This is a genomic window from Limimaricola pyoseonensis (assembly GCF_900102015.1).
GTDB lineage: Bacteria > Pseudomonadota > Alphaproteobacteria > Rhodobacterales > Rhodobacteraceae > Limimaricola > Limimaricola pyoseonensis.
This window is the reverse complement of record NZ_FNAT01000001.1, coordinates 262,866-277,296: the sequence shown is the minus strand read 5'-3', so window position 1 is coordinate 277,296 and position 14,431 is coordinate 262,866. Positions and strand designations below refer to the sequence as shown.

Sequence of the window (14,431 nt, the reverse complement as noted above, 5' to 3'; positions counted from 1 at the left end):
CGGCCCGACCGGCCGCGAGGTGCGTCTCACATGGCCGCGGCGAGACGGACCGCTTCGAACGAACGGCGCGGCGTCCCGGCGAAACTGCTGAGGCCGAGCCAGGACCGCATCGAGCGCGACAGCTCCCGATCCCCCTCGATCAGCAGCCGGCCCGCGCGCTGCTCCGCCTCGATCGAGGTCAGCCCCATCCAGATCATCGTCATGGTGCGAAGCGCACATTCGACGAGAAGGTCGATGTCGAAGCCGGGATCGACGTAGCAGAGATCGACGAGCGGACCATCGACGATGAGCCAATGATTTTGCTTGTTCGGGGCGAGATCGGGATACACGAATTGTATCACCCGGCGATCCTCGGGCATCTCGGTCACGTTGAGGCTGCGCCGCATGTCCCACATCAGCAGGGTCGGATCGAGGTTTCGCAGCGATACTTCCGAGTCGACCCAGCTCTGGGCCCAGAAGCCCAGCGCCATGATGATGGGCCGCGTCGCCTCGCCCGCCGGGGTCAGCTGATATTCCGATCCGCATTCGCCGACCCGCTCGATGAGGCCGATTCCCTCGAGTTCCTTCAACCGCTTCGACAGCAGGGCCGGGGATATTCGGGGCAGTCCGCGACGCAGATCGTTGAACCGCCGGGAGCCGCAGAGAAATTCGCGCACGATCAGCGGCGTCCAGCGGCTGCACAGAAGTTCCGAGGCCATCGCCACGGGGCAGAACTGGCCATAGCTGGCGACCACGGACATGGCACCATCCTCGCTATTCGGGCTGAAATTCATTGTAGCACGAGACGGCGGCGGCGGAGCCGGTTCATTTCGTGAACTTGCCACGGCCTTTCGGCTTCGCGGAGACTCCGTTCAGACGAAACATCCTTCCCTCATCAGTCTCGGAGCGCTTCGCCATGAACACGCTTTCCGTCATGACCCTCGAAGGACCGCCGGCCCAGCTGTCGGACGACGATCTCTCGGCCCTGGACCAGTCATTGCGCGGCTCGCTGGTGCGACCCGGCGAGCCCGGCTACGACGAGGCCCGCGCCATATGGAACGCCACGATCGACCGGCGGCCGGATCTCGTTGCGCGCTGCGCCGGCCCCGCCGACGTCATCGCCGCGGTGCGCTTCGCAAAGACGCATGGCATGGTCCTCGCCGTGCGGGCCGGCGGCCACAACATCGCGGGCAAGGCCGTCGCCGATGGCGGCCTGCTCATCGACCTGTCACAGATGCGCGGCGTCCGCGTCGACCCCGCGACCCGCAGGGCCTGGGTCGAACCGGGCGCGTTGCTCGGGGATGTCGATGCCGAAACCCAGGCGCATGGGCTGGCCGTGCCGGTCGGGATCAACTCCACGACCGGCATCTCGGGCCTGACGCTCGGCGGCGGCTTCGGCTGGATCACCCGCAAGTTCGGGATGACCGTCGACAACCTGCTGTCGGCAGACGTGGTCACCGCCGATGGCACGATGGTCCGCGCGTCCGAGACCGAGAACGCCGACCTGTTTTGGGGCCTGCGCGGTGGCGGCGGCAATTTCGGTGTCGTGACGGGGTTCGAGTTCCAATTGCACGAGCTTGGCCCCGAGGTGCTCGCCGGGCTCATCGTGCATCCCTTCGACGACGCGAAGGACGTCCTCAAGGCATGGCGCGGCTTCGCTGCCGAGGCACCGCGCGAGGCGACCGCTTGGGCCGTGCTGCGCAAGGCGCCACCATTGCCCTTCCTGCCCGAGGAGTGGCATGGGCGCGAGGTCGTGGTCCTTGCGGCCTGCTATGCCGGCCCGGTCGCTGACGGCGAAGCGGCGCTGAAGCCCCTGCGCGCGATCGGAAAGCCGATCGCCGAACATCTCGGCCCGGTCCCCTTCCGGGCCTGGCAGGCCGCCTTCGACCCGCTCCTCACCCCCGGCGCCCGCAATTACTGGAAGAGCCACGATTTCGAGACGATCTCGGACAGGACCATCGATCTGCTGATCGACTATGCCGGCCGGCTGCCGACGGAGGAATGCGAGATCTTCGTGGCCAATGTCGGCGGCGCGATGGCCGACGTGGCCCAGGGAGCCACGGCCTATGGCGGCCGGGCGGCGCAGTTCGTGCTGAACGTCCATACGCGCTGGCAGACCCCCGCGCAGGACGCCGAATGCATCGCATGGGCCCGGGACTTCTTCGATGCCAGTGCCGGGGATGCGCTGCCGACGATCTACGTCAACTTCCTGCCGGACGACGAGACCGAAGGTTTGGCCGAAACCTACGGCGCGAATTTCGAGCGTCTTGCAGAGATCAAGGCCCGCTGGGACCCCGACAACCGCTTCCGGATCAACCAGAACATCGCGGCCGGGGCCATGGCGGCGGAATGAAATCGACCCGGCGCGCCCGGAATCGAGCGCCCGGATCGGCCCTCGCCGCCGTCACGACCCTCCGATGTCGATCGTCCGGGTGAGGTACAGGCCGAACGCGTCCGGCAGGGCCGTCAGCCCGAGGCCCGGCCCCTGCCCGCAGGCCCAGTTCCCGGTCGACAGGTGCTCGCTTGTCGGCGCGATCACTTCGCGCAGCGGATTGTCGTTGGCGTCCACCTCGAGCCGGCCGTCGCCGCCCACCGCCGCCAGCAGCTCGGCCGACGCCAGCAGCCCGATCCCGCCGCCGAGATAGTGCGGGCAATATCGCAGCCCCGCCGCGAGCGTCGCACGAGCGACGCGCAGGCAGCCGGTGATGCCGCCCCATTTCACCACGTCGGGCTGCAGCACGCCCAGCGCCCGCGCCGCGATCGCCGCATCGAACTGCGCCGCGCCGGCAAGGTTCTCGCCCCCGGCCAGAGGCACCGGCGAGGCCCGCTTCAATGCGCGCCACGTCTCATCCGGCGCGTCGGCCGCGATCGGCTCCTCCAGCCAGTCCAGAGGGATGTCGCCCAGCGAGCGCACGAACCGTTCGGCCTGTTCCGGCGACCAGGCCTGGTTGGCATCCGCGGAGAGGCGTTCCGCCGCGCCGAGCCCGGCGTCAAGCTCGCGCAAGCCGGCCAGGTCGCGCGCCGCGTCGAAGCCGATCTTGAACTTGAAGGCCTCGAACCCGGCGGCCCGGGCCCGGTCCACTGCCTCGGGCGCAGCACCGATCTCGATACCGCTGGCATAGGCCGGCACGGCGTCGCGCGCGCCGGGATCGATGAGCCGGCGCAGCGGCACGCCGCGGCGGCGCGCGAACAGGTCCCACAAGGCGATGTCGAGGCCGGCCACGACCTGCCGGAAGGGACCCGGCTCGCCGCATTGCAGGGCCCGGATTCGCAGCCGCGGCTCCAGCTCGTCGAAGAGCGCCGAAGGCTCATACCCTTCCCAACCCAGCACGAGCGGCGCCACGTCACGCTCGAGCAGGTTCACGCGATGCTCGGCCCCTGCGGCCGGCCAGTTGGCGAAGACCTCGCCCCAGCCATGGCCGCCATCGGCGTCCTCGATCCGCAGGAACACCGCCGGCCGGTCATGCATCTCGCCGAACGAGGTCCTGACCGGCCGGTCGAGCGGGACGCGCAGGGCCCAGGCCTGCAGCCGGGCGATTTGGACAGGAGCTTGGGGCATCGTCACCTCTCGGGATGAGCCGTCAGGAGAAAAAGTCAGACCAGCGCCACGGCCTCGCGCAGCAGCAGGACCGCCCCGGACACGAAGGTGAGCCCGATCAGCAGCCGCCGGAACTGGTCGTCCCGAAGCCTGTGGAACACGTGGATGCCGAGCCGGGCGAACAGCAGCGTGGCCGGCAGCGCCACGGCGATGTAGTACAGGCTCTCGGCTGTATAAGCGCCGCGCTGCGCGAACAGGAGCGCGCTGAGCCCCAGCACCACGACGTTGAAGGGCTGCAGCACCGCCCGGGTCTCGGCCTTGGGCCAGTCGCGCATCGAGCACCACATCGTCGGCAGGGCGCCCGACAGCGACGCCGCGCCGCCCAGCAGACCGCCGGAAAACCCGATCATCGTGTCGGTGATCGGCGTCGCGCGCTCGATGTTGGGCAGGGTGCGCCGCAGGCTGAAATACCCGCCATAAAGCAGGAGGAAGCCGCCGATCACGAGCTTGAGCGCGCGCGGCTCAAGGTAGCTCAGCGCCATGATGCCGAGCGGGATGCCGAAGAGCGCCGGCAGCAGAAACCGCATCAGCCGGCCGCGATGCGCCATCATGGTGTTGCGGACCACCCAGATCCCCGGCAGCCCGGCCGCGACGGAGAGCACCACCACGATCGAGACCGCCTGCACCGGCGGCATGATCTGCAGAAAGAAGCCCAGCGCGAAGAGCGCCGTGCCGAAGCCCGCAAGGCCGTTGACGAAACCGCCCGCCGCGGCCCCGCCCGCGATCATCGCCAGTTCAAGCATCTCTCCTCCCCGCCTCGCCGCTTTGGCTGTCCTGGTCGGATGCGGGCCGGCTGCCAGCCACCGCCTCGTCCAGCGCCTCGTTGATCTTGTCGAACACCATGCGCTTGGCGCTGTCGCGACGGGTCACGAGACAGATCCTGCGCAGCGGCGCGTCCGGCAGCGGCAAGGCCCGCACCCCCTGCGGCGGCCCGCCGGAGACGCAGCGGCGCGGACAGATCGCGACCCCCAGATTGGCCCGCACCATCCCCGAGATCGCCTCCAGACCGTGTAGCTCCATGCTCTCGCGCACCGCGATGCCCTGCTTCTGCAGCCAGCGCTCGATCATGCCGCCGACAACCGCCTCGCGGTTGAACCGGATGAAGGGCTGGCTGCGCAGCAATTCGATCGGATCGTCGCTTTCGATTTCCGGCGCGACCAGCAGTTCCAACGGCTCGACCGCGATCTCGCGGCTGACGAGACCGTCGGGCAGCATCTGCGGCATTGAGATGACCGCTGCCTCGACCGCGTTGCGCTCGATCTGCGTCAGCAGGGCATTGGTCAATCCCGGCGCGACGCGGATGCGCAGTTCGGGGCAGCCGCGCCGCAGATTGGAAATTCCCAATGGCACGAGATTGCTGAGCGTGGTCGGCACCGCGCCCAGAACGAATTCGCCCTTGAGCGCGTCGCTGCCGAGGATCGAAGGCAGAAGGTCGTCATAGGCCCGCACGATTTCGCGTGCGCGCGCCGCCAATGCCAATCCGAGCGGCGTCAATTCCGGGGTCCGTTTCGAGCGGTCGAAAATCGTTATGCCGTATTGTTCTTCCAACGCTTTCATCTGCTGGGACACTGCGGAATAGGTAACGTGCACCGATTCCGCCGCGGCACTGAAAGTGCCGTGATCCTGAATGGCGATCAGCGTCTTCAAAGTCTTGATCGACAACGCGCCCCCTGTTTGTGTAAGTTTTTCTAAAAAGAAACTTTAAAAATATCCCCTTTCATGAAGGTTCCCTTATTTACTAGCATTGTCAACACGGAACGGTTCCAGCCGCCGCGACCCGGCGCCGAAGGATCCGTCAAGGGAGGAAAAAATGAAGCTACAACGCATCGGCGCGCTCGGCGCCCTTTCCATGATCGCGTTCGCCAACGTCGCCCAGGCGGAATATCCGGAACGACCGGTCAACATGGTGATCCCATATGGCGCGGGCGGCGCGACCGACATTTCGGCGCGGCTGATCGCAGAGCCGCTGGGCACCGCCGTCGGCAAGCCGCTGGTCATGGCCAACATCACCGGCGCGGGCGGGGCCACGGGCTCGGTCTCGGTCCAGAACGCGTCGCCGGACGGCTACACCATGCTGTTCGCGCGCGTCGGCTCGCACACCGTCAGCCCGGCCATGAAGGCGACCCTGCCCTACACGCTCGACGATTTCCGCTTCGTGACCGTCTACGAGATCAACCCGGTCGCCTGCGCGGTCAACGCCCGCTCCGACATCGAGACGATGGACGACCTGATCGCCAAGGCCAAGTCCGAGGGCGTGAGCTACAGCTCCTCCGGGGTCGGCACGCTGCTGCATATCGCAGCCGCGATGGTGCTCAACGAGTTCGGCATCGAGGACCCGACCACCTCCGCCACCCATATCCCGCAAAAGGGCGGCGGCGGCGCCGCGACAGCGGTGCTGAACGGCACGGCCGACATGGTGTGCACCAACTCCTCGACGCTGGCGAGCTTCGTCAAGAACGGCCAGCTCCGCCCGCTGCTTGTCACAACTGAGGAACCGATCCCCGGTTTCGATGCGCCCACCGCGGTCGAGCTTGGCAAGCCGGCCCTGACCCAGCTGGTCGGCTGGACCGGCATCGCTGGCCCCGACGACCTGCCCGACGAGGTGGTCGAGAAATGGGGCGGCTGGATGGAGACCGCCACCTCCGACGCGGAGTTCCGCGACGCGCTGACCGCGAATGGCTCGATCATCGAGCTGATGAGCCCGGCCGAGGCGCAGGAGTTCATCCAGACCCAGTACGAGACGTTCCGCGGCCTGGTCGACAAGCTGGGCATGCGTGTCGAGGGCTGAAACGCTGCATAGCGCCGGGCCCGCTCGCGGCCCGGCGTCGCCCCGGGGGAGGGATGAATGAACAATCGGCAGACACAGACGCGGCTCGGGCTGGGGGCTGTGATCTTCTCGCTGCTCCTGGCCGGGCTGGCGATACCACGCTGGGTCTCGAGCCCCAGCAACGTGCCCAACATCGTGCTTTCGCCGCTCTTCTGGCCCTATGTGCTGGCCGGCCTGACCGGCCTCACCGGGCTCGGGCTCCTGGCCAGCCGCGCGTTCCAGGACGATGACCCGACCCCGATCAACCCGCCGATCGACGACCCGCGCCGGGGCGCGCTCAGGCTGGCCGGGATGGCCCTCCTGATGGTCGTCGCGATGGGTCTCATGTCGTGGCTCGGCATGGTCTGGACCTGCATGGGGCTCTTGCTGGCCACGGCGCTTCTGGTCCGCACCCGGCACCCGCGCGCCGCCATGATCTGCGCGGTGGCGGCGCCGCTCCTGCTTTACGCGTTCTTCGCCCATGTGGCCGGCGTGGCGATCCCGCAGGGCCAGCTGGTGAGGCTGCCATGAGCATGCTCGACAGTCTCGCCGCCGGCCTGGCGCTGGTCGGCAATCTCGAGGCGTTCCTGGCGCTCGCCGGCGGCATCGCGATCGGCGTGATCGGCGGCGCGATCCCGGGGATGTCGGCGACCATGGCCGTGGCGCTCACCCTGCCCTTCACCTTCGCGATGCAGCCGATCACCGGCATCCTGCTCTTGCTCGGCGTCTACAAGGGCGGCATCTTCGGCGGCTCGATCCCGGCGATCCTGATCAAGACGCCCGGCACGCCGGCCTCCTCCGCGACCGTGCTCGACGGCTACCCGATGGCCGAGCGCGGCGAAGCCGGGCGTGCGCTCGGCATGTCGCTCTGGGCATCGTGCACCGCCGATCTGGTCTCCAACCTCGCGCTGATCCTGGTGGCGGGCTGGCTCGCCTCCTTCGCGCTCAGCTTCGGGCCGCCGGAGTTCTTCACGCTGATCCTGTTCTCGCTGACCATCATCGCCGGGGTCTCGGGCGACAGCCTGCTGCGCGGCGCGCTCTCGGCCATGCTGGGGCTGCTGCTGGCCACGGTCGGGCTCGACCTCGTCTACGGCACGAACCGCTTCACCTTCGGCGATCCGAGCCTGATGGGCGGGCTAAACTTCATCGCGGTGCTGATCGGCCTGTTCGCCATTCCCGAGGTGCTGGCGATGGTCTGGCACCCCACCGGCCATCTCGGCAAGGCGCGCAAGCTCGGCCACAACCGAGTGACCCTCGCCGATTACCGGCGCTCCTTCGTGTCGATCCTGCGCGGCAGCTTCATCGGCGTGTTCCTCGGCTCGATCCCCGGCATCGGCGCGGCGCCCTCGGCCTTCCTCGCCTATTCGGAGGCCCGCCGCAAATCGCCCAACCGCGCGAATTTCGGCAAGGGCGAAATCGAAGGCGTGGCCGCCGCCGAGGCCGGCAACAACGGAGTCGCGGGCGCCACGCTGATCCCGCTCTTGGCGCTCGGCGTGCCGGGCGACGTCATCACCGCGATCATCATCGGCGCCTTCATGGTGCATGGGCTGCAGCCCGGCCCGATGATGTTCATCATGAACGTCGACATCATCTACGGCCTGTTCCTCGGCCTGCTGATCAGCTCGGTCTTCCTGCTGATCATCGGCTCGGTCGCGATCCGGGGCTTTCGCTACGTCGCCGACGTGCCGCGCCGGCTCTTGGTGCCGGTGGTGCTGATCCTGTGCATCTACGGGGTCTACGCCGTGAACAACAACGTCTTCGACGTGGGCGTGATGTTCGCGATGGGCTGGGTCGGCTTCCTGATGATGCGCTGCCACGTCCCCGCCGCGCCCTTCCTGATCGCGTTCATCCTGGGGCCGTTGCTCGAGGACAATTTCCGGCAGGCGATGCTGATGTCCGGCAGCGACCCGTCGATCCTCGTCCGGGGGCCGATCACCTGGTTCTTCTGGGCGCTGACGGTGATCACGGTGGTGGCCATTCTGCGGTCGGGGCTGAAATCCCGCCGCGACGCCGCGCCGTCCGGCACTCCGGACCCAAGTCCGCGCAGCTGAACACCGCCATTCGCGTCGTTCGGACCCAATGCACCCACCGGCCATTCGAGGCCGGTGGGTTTTCGGCTTTGCCCGATATCGCCGGTGTATCGTTAGAAGATTTGCATTTATTGGTTAATTTATTGCGCTTTTTGTAAGAATTGCTGTTCGATATGGTGATCCCGAATTGGACGGGATGGACCTCATTTGACCCAGGAACACGATACTCTCGAAGTTTCGGTTTGGCGCGGCGATGCAGATCGGGGCCAATTCGAAACGCACCGGGTTCCGGCCTACGACAACCAGACGGTGCTCGACGTGGTGAGCTGGATCCAGCAGCAGGTCGATCCGACCCTGACCTACCGCTTCGCCTGCCGGGTCGGGATGTGCGGCTCCTGCGCGATGACCGTGAACGGCACCCCGCGCTGGACCTGCCGAACCCATGTGAACAAGGTTCTGAAGGACGGGCGGCTCGACATCGCGCCGCTGCGCAACCTGCCGGTGATCAAGGATCTGGTCACCGACATGGACCCGTTCTTCGACAAGTGGATCCGCGCCGGCGGCGCCCATGCGCCCAGCGCGTCGCGGCACGACCCCATCGTCGAGATCTCGCCGCAGAGCGAGGGCCGCGCCACCGCCGATGCCGGGATCGAATGCATCAACTGCTCGGTCTGCTACGCCGCCTGCGACACCGTGAGCGCTAACCCGGACTACCTGGGACCCGCGGCGCTGCAGCGCGCCTGGACCGTGGTCAACGACGAGAAGCACGGCGACCGGCAGGCGGTGCTCGACACGGTCTCGGCGGCCGGGGGCTGCCACAACTGTCACTCGATGGGCAGCTGCACGATGCACTGCCCCAACGATCTCGACCCGCTGGGCGCGATACTGGGGCTGAAGCGCGCCACCGCCCGCGGCGTCTTCAAGCGGAGGCGCTGATGCTCGATCTCAGGCTCTACATGCTGCAACGGCTCAGCGCGATGCTGATGGCGCCGTTCGTGCTCGTGCATCTCGGGGTGATGATCTACGCGATCCAGGGCGGCCTCAGCGCCGGCGAGATCCTCGGCCGCACCCGCGGCTCGCTGCCGTGGTTCCTGTTCTACGGCGGCTTCGTGGCCGCGGCCTCGGTGCACGCCGCGATCGGCCTGCGGGTGATCGCCGCCGAGACGCTCGGCCTGCGCGGCCGCGCCCTGGCCGTGCTGACCTGGGGGGTGGGCGCCGTGCTGCTGGGGCTCGGCATGTACGCCGTCTTCGCCGTGACGGTGCCGGCATGAGGGGCCATCGCAACCACCCGCTCTGGTTCGCCTTCATGCTGCACCGGCTGTCGGGGCTGGGCCTCGCGCTGTTTTTGCCCGCGCATTTCCTCGTCCTGTCGCTGGCGCTGAGCGATCCCGCCCTGCTCGACGGCTTCCTGCACTGGGCCGACGCGCCGCTGGTCAAGCTGGCCGAGTTCGGGCTGGTCTTCCTGCTGGCGGTGCATTTCTTCGGCGGGCTGCGGCTGCTCGCGCTCGAGTTCATGCCCTGGTCGGGCCGCCAGAAGAGCTGGGCGGCCGGCGCGCTGGCGGGGGCCTTCCTGATCTCCGGCTCCTTTCTTCTGAACGCGGTGTGACCCCATGACGACCATCGAATACCACGACACCGACATCCTGATCCTGGGCAGCGGCGGCGCCGGCCTGTTCGCCGCCCTGCACGCCCAGCAATCGGCGCCGCCGGGGACGCGCATCACCCTCGCGGTCAAGGGGCTGATCGGCAAATGCGGCTGCACCCGCATGGTGCAGGGCGGCTACAACGTCGCTCTGGGCCACGGCGACAGCGTCGAGCGCCACTTCATGGACACCATCACCGGCGGCAAGTGGCTGCCCAACCAGGACATGGCCTGGCGCCTGTGCGAGACCGCGGTGGAGCGGGTCCGCGAGCTCGAGAACGAGATCGGCTGCTTCTTCGACCGCGAGCCCGACGGGCGGCTGCATCACAAGGCCTTTGCCGGACAGACCGCCGACCGCACCGTCCACAAGGGCGACCTGACCGGGATCGAGATCATCAACCGCCTGATGGAGCAGGTGCTGGCCCGGCCGATCGAGAAGCTGCAGGAGCATCGCGCGATCGGGCTGATCCCCACCCGCGACGGCGCGTCGCTGGCCGGGGTCCTGTTCATCGACATGCGCAGCGGCCGGTTCCGGCTGGTGCGGGCCAAGGCGGTGATGATGGGCACCGGCGGCGGCCCGACCATGTACAAGTACCACACCCCCTCGGGCGACAAGACCATGGACGGGCTGGCCATGGCGCTGCGGGTCGGCCTGCCGCTGCGCGACATGGAGATGGTGCAGTTCCACCCCACCGGGCTTCTGGCCGGCGACCACACCCGCATGACCGGCACGGTTCTCGAGGAGGGGCTGCGCGGCGCCGGCGGCCAGCTGCTCAACGCCCGCGGCCAGCGCTTCATGTACGACTACGACCCGCGCGGCGAGCGCGCCACGCGCGACGTGGTCAGCCGTGGCATCTATGCCGAGATGCGCAAGAACAACGATCCCTCCCAGGTCGGCATGTTCATCTCGATGGCGCATCTCGGCCCCGACAATGTCCGCCGCCGCTTTTCCGGCATGGTCAAGCGCTGCGCCGATTGCGGCTTCGACCTCGCCGGGGGGCAGGTCGAGGTCGTGCCGACCGCGCATTACTTCATGGGCGGCGTGGTGGTCGACCCCGACACCCGCACCGCGATGGAGGGGCTCTACGTGGCCGGCGAGGATGCCGGCGGCGCGCATGGCTCGAACCGGCTCGGCGGCAACGGCGTGGCGAACTCGACCGTCTTCGGCGGCATCGCCGGCGACGTGATGGGCCGCGACGTGGCCGGGCAGACGGCGCTGCGCGACCCCGACCCGGAGGTGCTCGAGGCCGAGATCGCCCGTGCCTGCCATCCCTTCGGCCAGACCCCCGGCAACGTCACAGCGCTGCGCGCCGAGTTGCAGGAGGCGATGTGGGAGGATGTCGGCGTGATCCGCCATGCCGCCGGGCTGCAACGCGGCCTCGGCCGGATCGCCGATCTGCACGAGGCGCTGATGCAGACCGGCGTCAGCTCGGACAACCTCGCCTTCAACCTGACCTGGCACGACTGGCTCAACATGGCGTCGCTGACCGAGATCTCGGAGGTCATCGCCCGTGCGGCGCTCACCCGCGAGAACTCGCGCGGGGCGCATTTCCGCGAGGACTGCCCCGAGACCGGCGATCTCGACGCCTCCTATTTCACCGTCGCCCGGCGCGACGGCGAGGAGCTGGCGCTCGATAGGGCGCCGGTGGAGTTCAACATCGTTCGACCCGGTGAGACGATCCTGCCCGAGGACGAACCCGAAACACTGGTGGCCAGCGCATGATACCGATCGACCTGATCCAGACCACGGCCGAAACCCTGATGGACAAGGCCGCCATCGAGATCCCGCAGGACTATCTCGACGGCCTGAAGGCCGCCGCCGCCACCGAGAATGGCGACCTGTCCTCCTTCGTGCTGCAGGCGATGCTCGAGAACTACGAGGCCGCCAAGGAAGACCGGCGCGCGATGTGCGGCGACACCGGCACGCCGCGCTGGTACGTCAAGATGGGCAACGACACCCGGATCGAGGGCGGGCCGGTGGCGCTCGAGGCGGCGCTGCGCCGCGCCACCGCCAACCGCACCAACGGCGTGCCGCTGCGACCGAACCGCGTCCACCCCCTCTGGCGCACCGATCACGACAACAATGTCGGCATCGGCGCGCCAGAGATCGAATACGGCTACGAGCCCAGCCCAAGCGGCGAGTGGATCGACCTCATCACCGTGCACAAGGGCGGGCTGTTCGGCACGGACTACCGGATGCTGTTTCCCTCCGACGGGATCGAGGGGATCAAGCGCTTCTACCTCGACAGCCTCGTCGCCTTCGGCAAGCGGGGCCTGGCCTGCCAGCCCGCGATCATCGGCATCGGGCTGGGGGGCTGCAAGGACACCTGCATGGTGCTCGGCAAGCGCGCCGCCTGCCTGCGTACGGTCGGCGACCGCAACTCCGACCCGAAGATCGCCGCGCTCGAGGAGGAGCTCAAGGAACTCGGCAACTCGATCGGCATGGGGGCGATGGGCTTCGTCGGCAAGAACATGGTGATCGATGCGCATGTCGAGGTCGGCTACTGCCACACCGGCGGCATGCAGATGAGCGTGCACGCCTTCTGCCTGTCGTCGCGGCGCGCCGTGGCGCGGATCTACGCGGACGGCCGGGTGGAGCACCGCACCGACCCCGACTGGTTCACCCCCTACCAGCGCCGCGAAACCGTCGAATGGCAGCCCGAGATGGAGGCCGCCGAATGAGCCCGCGCGAGATCCGCCTCTCGACCACGCCCACGGCCGAGGACATCGCGGCGCTGCGCCTCGGCGATGTCGTCTATCTCGACGGGCTGATGTACACCGCGCGCGAGGGCGTCTACATGCGCGCGCTCGAGACCAAGGCGAACATCCCGATGGAGCTGCCGTCGGAGAGCGCCGCCAACTTCCACTGCTCGCCCGCCGCCTCGATCCGCAAGGATGGCAGCTTCGACATGGGCGCGGTCACGGCCACCGCCTCGTTCCGCTTCGCCAAGTGGCTGCCGGAATGGATGGAGAAGACCGGCGCGCGGCTGATCATCGGCAAGGGCGGCATGTCCTCGCGCGATTACAAGCGCTACTTCGTCCCCAACGGCGCGGTCTACCTGACCACGGTGGGCTACGGCACCGGCGCGCTTCTCGGGCGCGGCGTCGAGAATGTCGAAGCCGTGCACTGGCACGAGGAGCTGGGTCTCGCCCAGGCCATGTGGGTGCTGCGCTGCAACCGGATGGGGCCTTTCATCGTCGCCTCCGACCTCGAGGGCAACTGCCTGTTCGAGCGCGAGAATGCCCGGATCAGCGACCGCATCTCGCAGGTCTACGAAGGCACGCGTCCGGCCACGCTGCGCCGCTTCGGCGAGACCGACGACCGCAACGAAGAGCTGATCTGATGATCGGCCTCGCCCCGGCGCCGGCGGTCCGACATGCGCAGACCCTCCTGCCCGGGCTGCTCTCGGCCCTGATCGTCGCGATGGCGGCGCGCTTCCTGTCCGAGCATTACGGCGTGCCGGTGATGCTGATGGCGCTGCTGCTGGGCATGGCGCTGGCCTTCCTGGCCGAGGACGGCATGCGCACCGCGCGCGGGATCGAGTTCGCCTCGAAGTCGGTGCTGCGCTTCGGCGTGGCGCTGCTCGGGCTAGGCATCACCGTGCAGCAGATCGCCGCGACCGGCTGGGCGGTGCTGGCGATCGCGCTCTCGGGCGTCGCCGTGACGCTCGGCCTCGGGCTGCTGCTCGCCCGCCTGCTGGGGCGCGACACAGGCTTTGGGCTGCTCACCGGCGGGGCCGTGGCGATCTGCGGCGCCTCCGCGGCGCTGGCGATCTCGTCGGTGCTGCCGCGCCGCCCCGAACTGGAGCGCGACACGGTGTTCACCGTGATCGGCGTCACCGCGCTGTCGACCATCGCCATGATCCTCTACCCGCTCCTCGCGCAGCGGCTCGGCCTCTCCGACGTCGCCGCCGGCGTGTTCTTCGGCGCGACCATCCACGACGTCGCGCAGGTCGTCGGCGCGGGATACTCGGTCTCCGACACCGCCGGCGAGACGGCCACATTCGTCAAGCTGCTGCGCGTCACCATGCTGGTGCCGGTGGTGGTCGGCCTGTCGCTGCTGTGGCGCGCGCCCGGCGCCCGGGCGCAGCAGCGCCTGCCGGTGCCGCTCTTCGTGCTGGGCTTCGCTCTGGCGATCCTGCTCAGCAGCAGCGGACTGGTCCCGGCGCCGGTCGAGGACGGCCTGCTGGAGCTGTCGCGCTGGTGCCTCGTGGTCGCGATCTCGGCGCTCGGCATGAAGACGTCCCTGCGCAAGCTGGGCGAGGTCGGCGGCCGGGCGGTCGCCCTGCTCTGCGCGCTGACCGTGCTGCTGGCCGGTTTCGCGCTGGCGGCGATCCTGCTCTTCGCGGTCTGAGGAGCGGCGGCAAGGCCACGGA

15 protein-coding genes are annotated in these 14,431 nt (G+C 68.5%); 11 read left to right on the top strand and 4 right to left on the bottom strand.

Going from position 1 to position 14,431, the window contains the following annotated elements; all coding sequences use genetic code 11:
- Nucleotides 1-26: 26 nt before the first annotated feature.
- Nucleotides 27-740 (bottom strand): winged helix-turn-helix transcriptional regulator, encoded by a 714-nt coding sequence (locus tag BLT43_RS01325; RefSeq protein ID WP_207497381.1) that lies wholly within the window; start codon nt 738-740, stop codon nt 27-29.
- 155 nt (nt 741-895) lie between these two features.
- Here BLT43_RS01325 and BLT43_RS01320 point away from each other — a divergent pair, with 155 nt between their 5' ends.
- Nucleotides 896-2,332 (top strand): FAD-binding oxidoreductase, encoded by a 1,437-nt coding sequence (locus BLT43_RS01320; RefSeq protein ID WP_090109403.1) that lies wholly within the window; start codon nt 896-898, stop codon nt 2,330-2,332.
- A gap of 51 nt (nt 2,333-2,383) precedes the next feature.
- On the opposite strand, the gene BLT43_RS01315 is transcribed toward BLT43_RS01320, so the two are convergent.
- Genes BLT43_RS01315 through BLT43_RS01305 form a run of 3 tightly spaced genes read right to left on the bottom strand, consistent with a single transcriptional unit; the run spans nt 2,384 to nt 5,239 of the window.
- The gene (locus tag BLT43_RS01315) at nt 2,384-3,538 is read right to left on the bottom strand and encodes a mandelate racemase/muconate lactonizing enzyme family protein (protein WP_090109402.1); all 1,155 of its coding nucleotides are present in this window, start codon (nt 3,536-3,538) and stop codon (nt 2,384-2,386) included.
- Nucleotides 3,539-3,573: 35 nt separating this feature from the next.
- The gene (locus BLT43_RS01310) at nt 3,574-4,320 is read right to left on the bottom strand and encodes a sulfite exporter TauE/SafE family protein (protein ID WP_207497379.1); all 747 of its coding nucleotides are present in this window, start codon (nt 4,318-4,320) and stop codon (nt 3,574-3,576) included.
- Nucleotides 4,313-5,239 carry a LysR family transcriptional regulator gene (locus BLT43_RS01305; protein ID WP_090109401.1) on the bottom strand — a complete coding sequence of 309 codons (927 nt, stop codon included), beginning with the start codon at nt 5,237-5,239 and terminating at the stop codon, nt 4,313-4,315. The genes BLT43_RS01310 and BLT43_RS01305 overlap by 8 nt, the downstream gene beginning before the upstream one ends.
- Before the next feature lie 148 nt (nt 5,240-5,387).
- Here BLT43_RS01305 and BLT43_RS01300 point away from each other — a divergent pair, with 148 nt between their 5' ends.
- The 10 genes from BLT43_RS01300 (at nt 5,388) to BLT43_RS01255 (ending at nt 14,409) form a co-directional block, all read left to right on the top strand.
- On the top strand, nt 5,388-6,365 hold the full coding sequence (locus BLT43_RS01300; RefSeq protein WP_090109400.1) for a Bug family tripartite tricarboxylate transporter substrate binding protein: 978 nt from the start codon (nt 5,388-5,390) through the stop codon (nt 6,363-6,365).
- Between the two features lie 57 nt (nt 6,366-6,422).
- A complete protein-coding gene (locus tag BLT43_RS01295) occupies nt 6,423-6,914 on the top strand; it encodes a tripartite tricarboxylate transporter TctB family protein (protein ID WP_090109398.1) in 492 nt (163 codons plus the stop codon).
- The gene (locus BLT43_RS01290; protein WP_090109396.1) at nt 6,911-8,434 is read left to right on the top strand and encodes a tripartite tricarboxylate transporter permease; all 1,524 of its coding nucleotides are present in this window, start codon (nt 6,911-6,913) and stop codon (nt 8,432-8,434) included. The genes BLT43_RS01295 and BLT43_RS01290 overlap by 4 nt, the downstream gene beginning before the upstream one ends.
- Nucleotides 8,435-8,620: 186 nt before the next feature.
- On the top strand, nt 8,621-9,349 hold the full coding sequence (locus BLT43_RS01285) for a succinate dehydrogenase/fumarate reductase iron-sulfur subunit (RefSeq protein ID WP_090109395.1): 729 nt from the start codon (nt 8,621-8,623) through the stop codon (nt 9,347-9,349).
- The gene (locus BLT43_RS01280; protein ID WP_090109393.1) at nt 9,349-9,684 is read left to right on the top strand and encodes a succinate dehydrogenase; all 336 of its coding nucleotides are present in this window, start codon (nt 9,349-9,351) and stop codon (nt 9,682-9,684) included. The genes BLT43_RS01285 and BLT43_RS01280 overlap by 1 nt, the downstream gene beginning before the upstream one ends.
- Entirely contained in the window at nt 9,681-10,019 is a 339-nt protein-coding gene (locus BLT43_RS01275) for a succinate dehydrogenase/fumarate reductase transmembrane subunit (protein ID WP_090109392.1), read from the top strand. The genes BLT43_RS01280 and BLT43_RS01275 overlap by 4 nt, the downstream gene beginning before the upstream one ends.
- Before the next feature lie 4 nt (nt 10,020-10,023).
- On the top strand, nt 10,024-11,778 hold the full coding sequence (locus tag BLT43_RS01270) for an L-aspartate oxidase (protein WP_090109391.1): 1,755 nt from the start codon (nt 10,024-10,026) through the stop codon (nt 11,776-11,778).
- The gene (locus BLT43_RS01265) at nt 11,775-12,737 is read left to right on the top strand and encodes a fumarate hydratase (protein WP_090109389.1); all 963 of its coding nucleotides are present in this window, start codon (nt 11,775-11,777) and stop codon (nt 12,735-12,737) included. The genes BLT43_RS01270 and BLT43_RS01265 overlap by 4 nt, the downstream gene beginning before the upstream one ends.
- Nucleotides 12,734-13,399 (top strand): fumarate hydratase C-terminal domain-containing protein, encoded by a 666-nt coding sequence (locus BLT43_RS01260; RefSeq protein ID WP_090109387.1) that lies wholly within the window; start codon nt 12,734-12,736, stop codon nt 13,397-13,399. Before BLT43_RS01265 ends, BLT43_RS01260 begins: the two co-directional genes overlap by 4 nt.
- The gene (locus BLT43_RS01255; protein WP_090109385.1) at nt 13,399-14,409 is read left to right on the top strand and encodes a YeiH family protein; all 1,011 of its coding nucleotides are present in this window, start codon (nt 13,399-13,401) and stop codon (nt 14,407-14,409) included. Before BLT43_RS01260 ends, BLT43_RS01255 begins: the two co-directional genes overlap by 1 nt.
- Nucleotides 14,410-14,431 lie beyond the last annotated feature (22 nt).

What these genes read in the sequence shown, in the direction of transcription:
- BLT43_RS01325 (WP_207497381.1), bottom strand. Translation starts at nt 740, where the DNA reads ATGTCCGTGGTCGCCAGCTATGGCCAGTTCTGCCCCGTGGCGATGGCC.
- BLT43_RS01320 (WP_090109403.1), top strand. Translation starts at nt 896, where the DNA reads ATGAACACGCTTTCCGTCATGACCCTCGAAGGACCGCCGGCCCAGCTG.
- BLT43_RS01315 (WP_090109402.1), bottom strand. Translation starts at nt 3,538, where the DNA reads ATGCCCCAAGCTCCTGTCCAAATCGCCCGGCTGCAGGCCTGGGCCCTG.
- BLT43_RS01310 (WP_207497379.1), bottom strand. Translation starts at nt 4,320, where the DNA reads ATGCTTGAACTGGCGATGATCGCGGGCGGGGCCGCGGCGGGCGGTTTC.
- BLT43_RS01300 (WP_090109400.1), top strand. Translation starts at nt 5,388, where the DNA reads ATGAAGCTACAACGCATCGGCGCGCTCGGCGCCCTTTCCATGATCGCG.
- BLT43_RS01295 (WP_090109398.1), top strand. Translation starts at nt 6,423, where the DNA reads ATGAACAATCGGCAGACACAGACGCGGCTCGGGCTGGGGGCTGTGATC.
- BLT43_RS01290 (WP_090109396.1), top strand. Translation starts at nt 6,911, where the DNA reads ATGAGCATGCTCGACAGTCTCGCCGCCGGCCTGGCGCTGGTCGGCAAT.
- BLT43_RS01280 (WP_090109393.1), top strand. Translation starts at nt 9,349, where the DNA reads ATGCTCGATCTCAGGCTCTACATGCTGCAACGGCTCAGCGCGATGCTG.
- BLT43_RS01275 (WP_090109392.1), top strand. Translation starts at nt 9,681, where the DNA reads ATGAGGGGCCATCGCAACCACCCGCTCTGGTTCGCCTTCATGCTGCAC.
- BLT43_RS01270 (WP_090109391.1), top strand. Translation starts at nt 10,024, where the DNA reads ATGACGACCATCGAATACCACGACACCGACATCCTGATCCTGGGCAGC.
- BLT43_RS01265 (WP_090109389.1), top strand. Translation starts at nt 11,775, where the DNA reads ATGATACCGATCGACCTGATCCAGACCACGGCCGAAACCCTGATGGAC.
- BLT43_RS01260 (WP_090109387.1), top strand. Translation starts at nt 12,734, where the DNA reads ATGAGCCCGCGCGAGATCCGCCTCTCGACCACGCCCACGGCCGAGGAC.
- BLT43_RS01255 (WP_090109385.1), top strand. Translation starts at nt 13,399, where the DNA reads ATGATCGGCCTCGCCCCGGCGCCGGCGGTCCGACATGCGCAGACCCTC.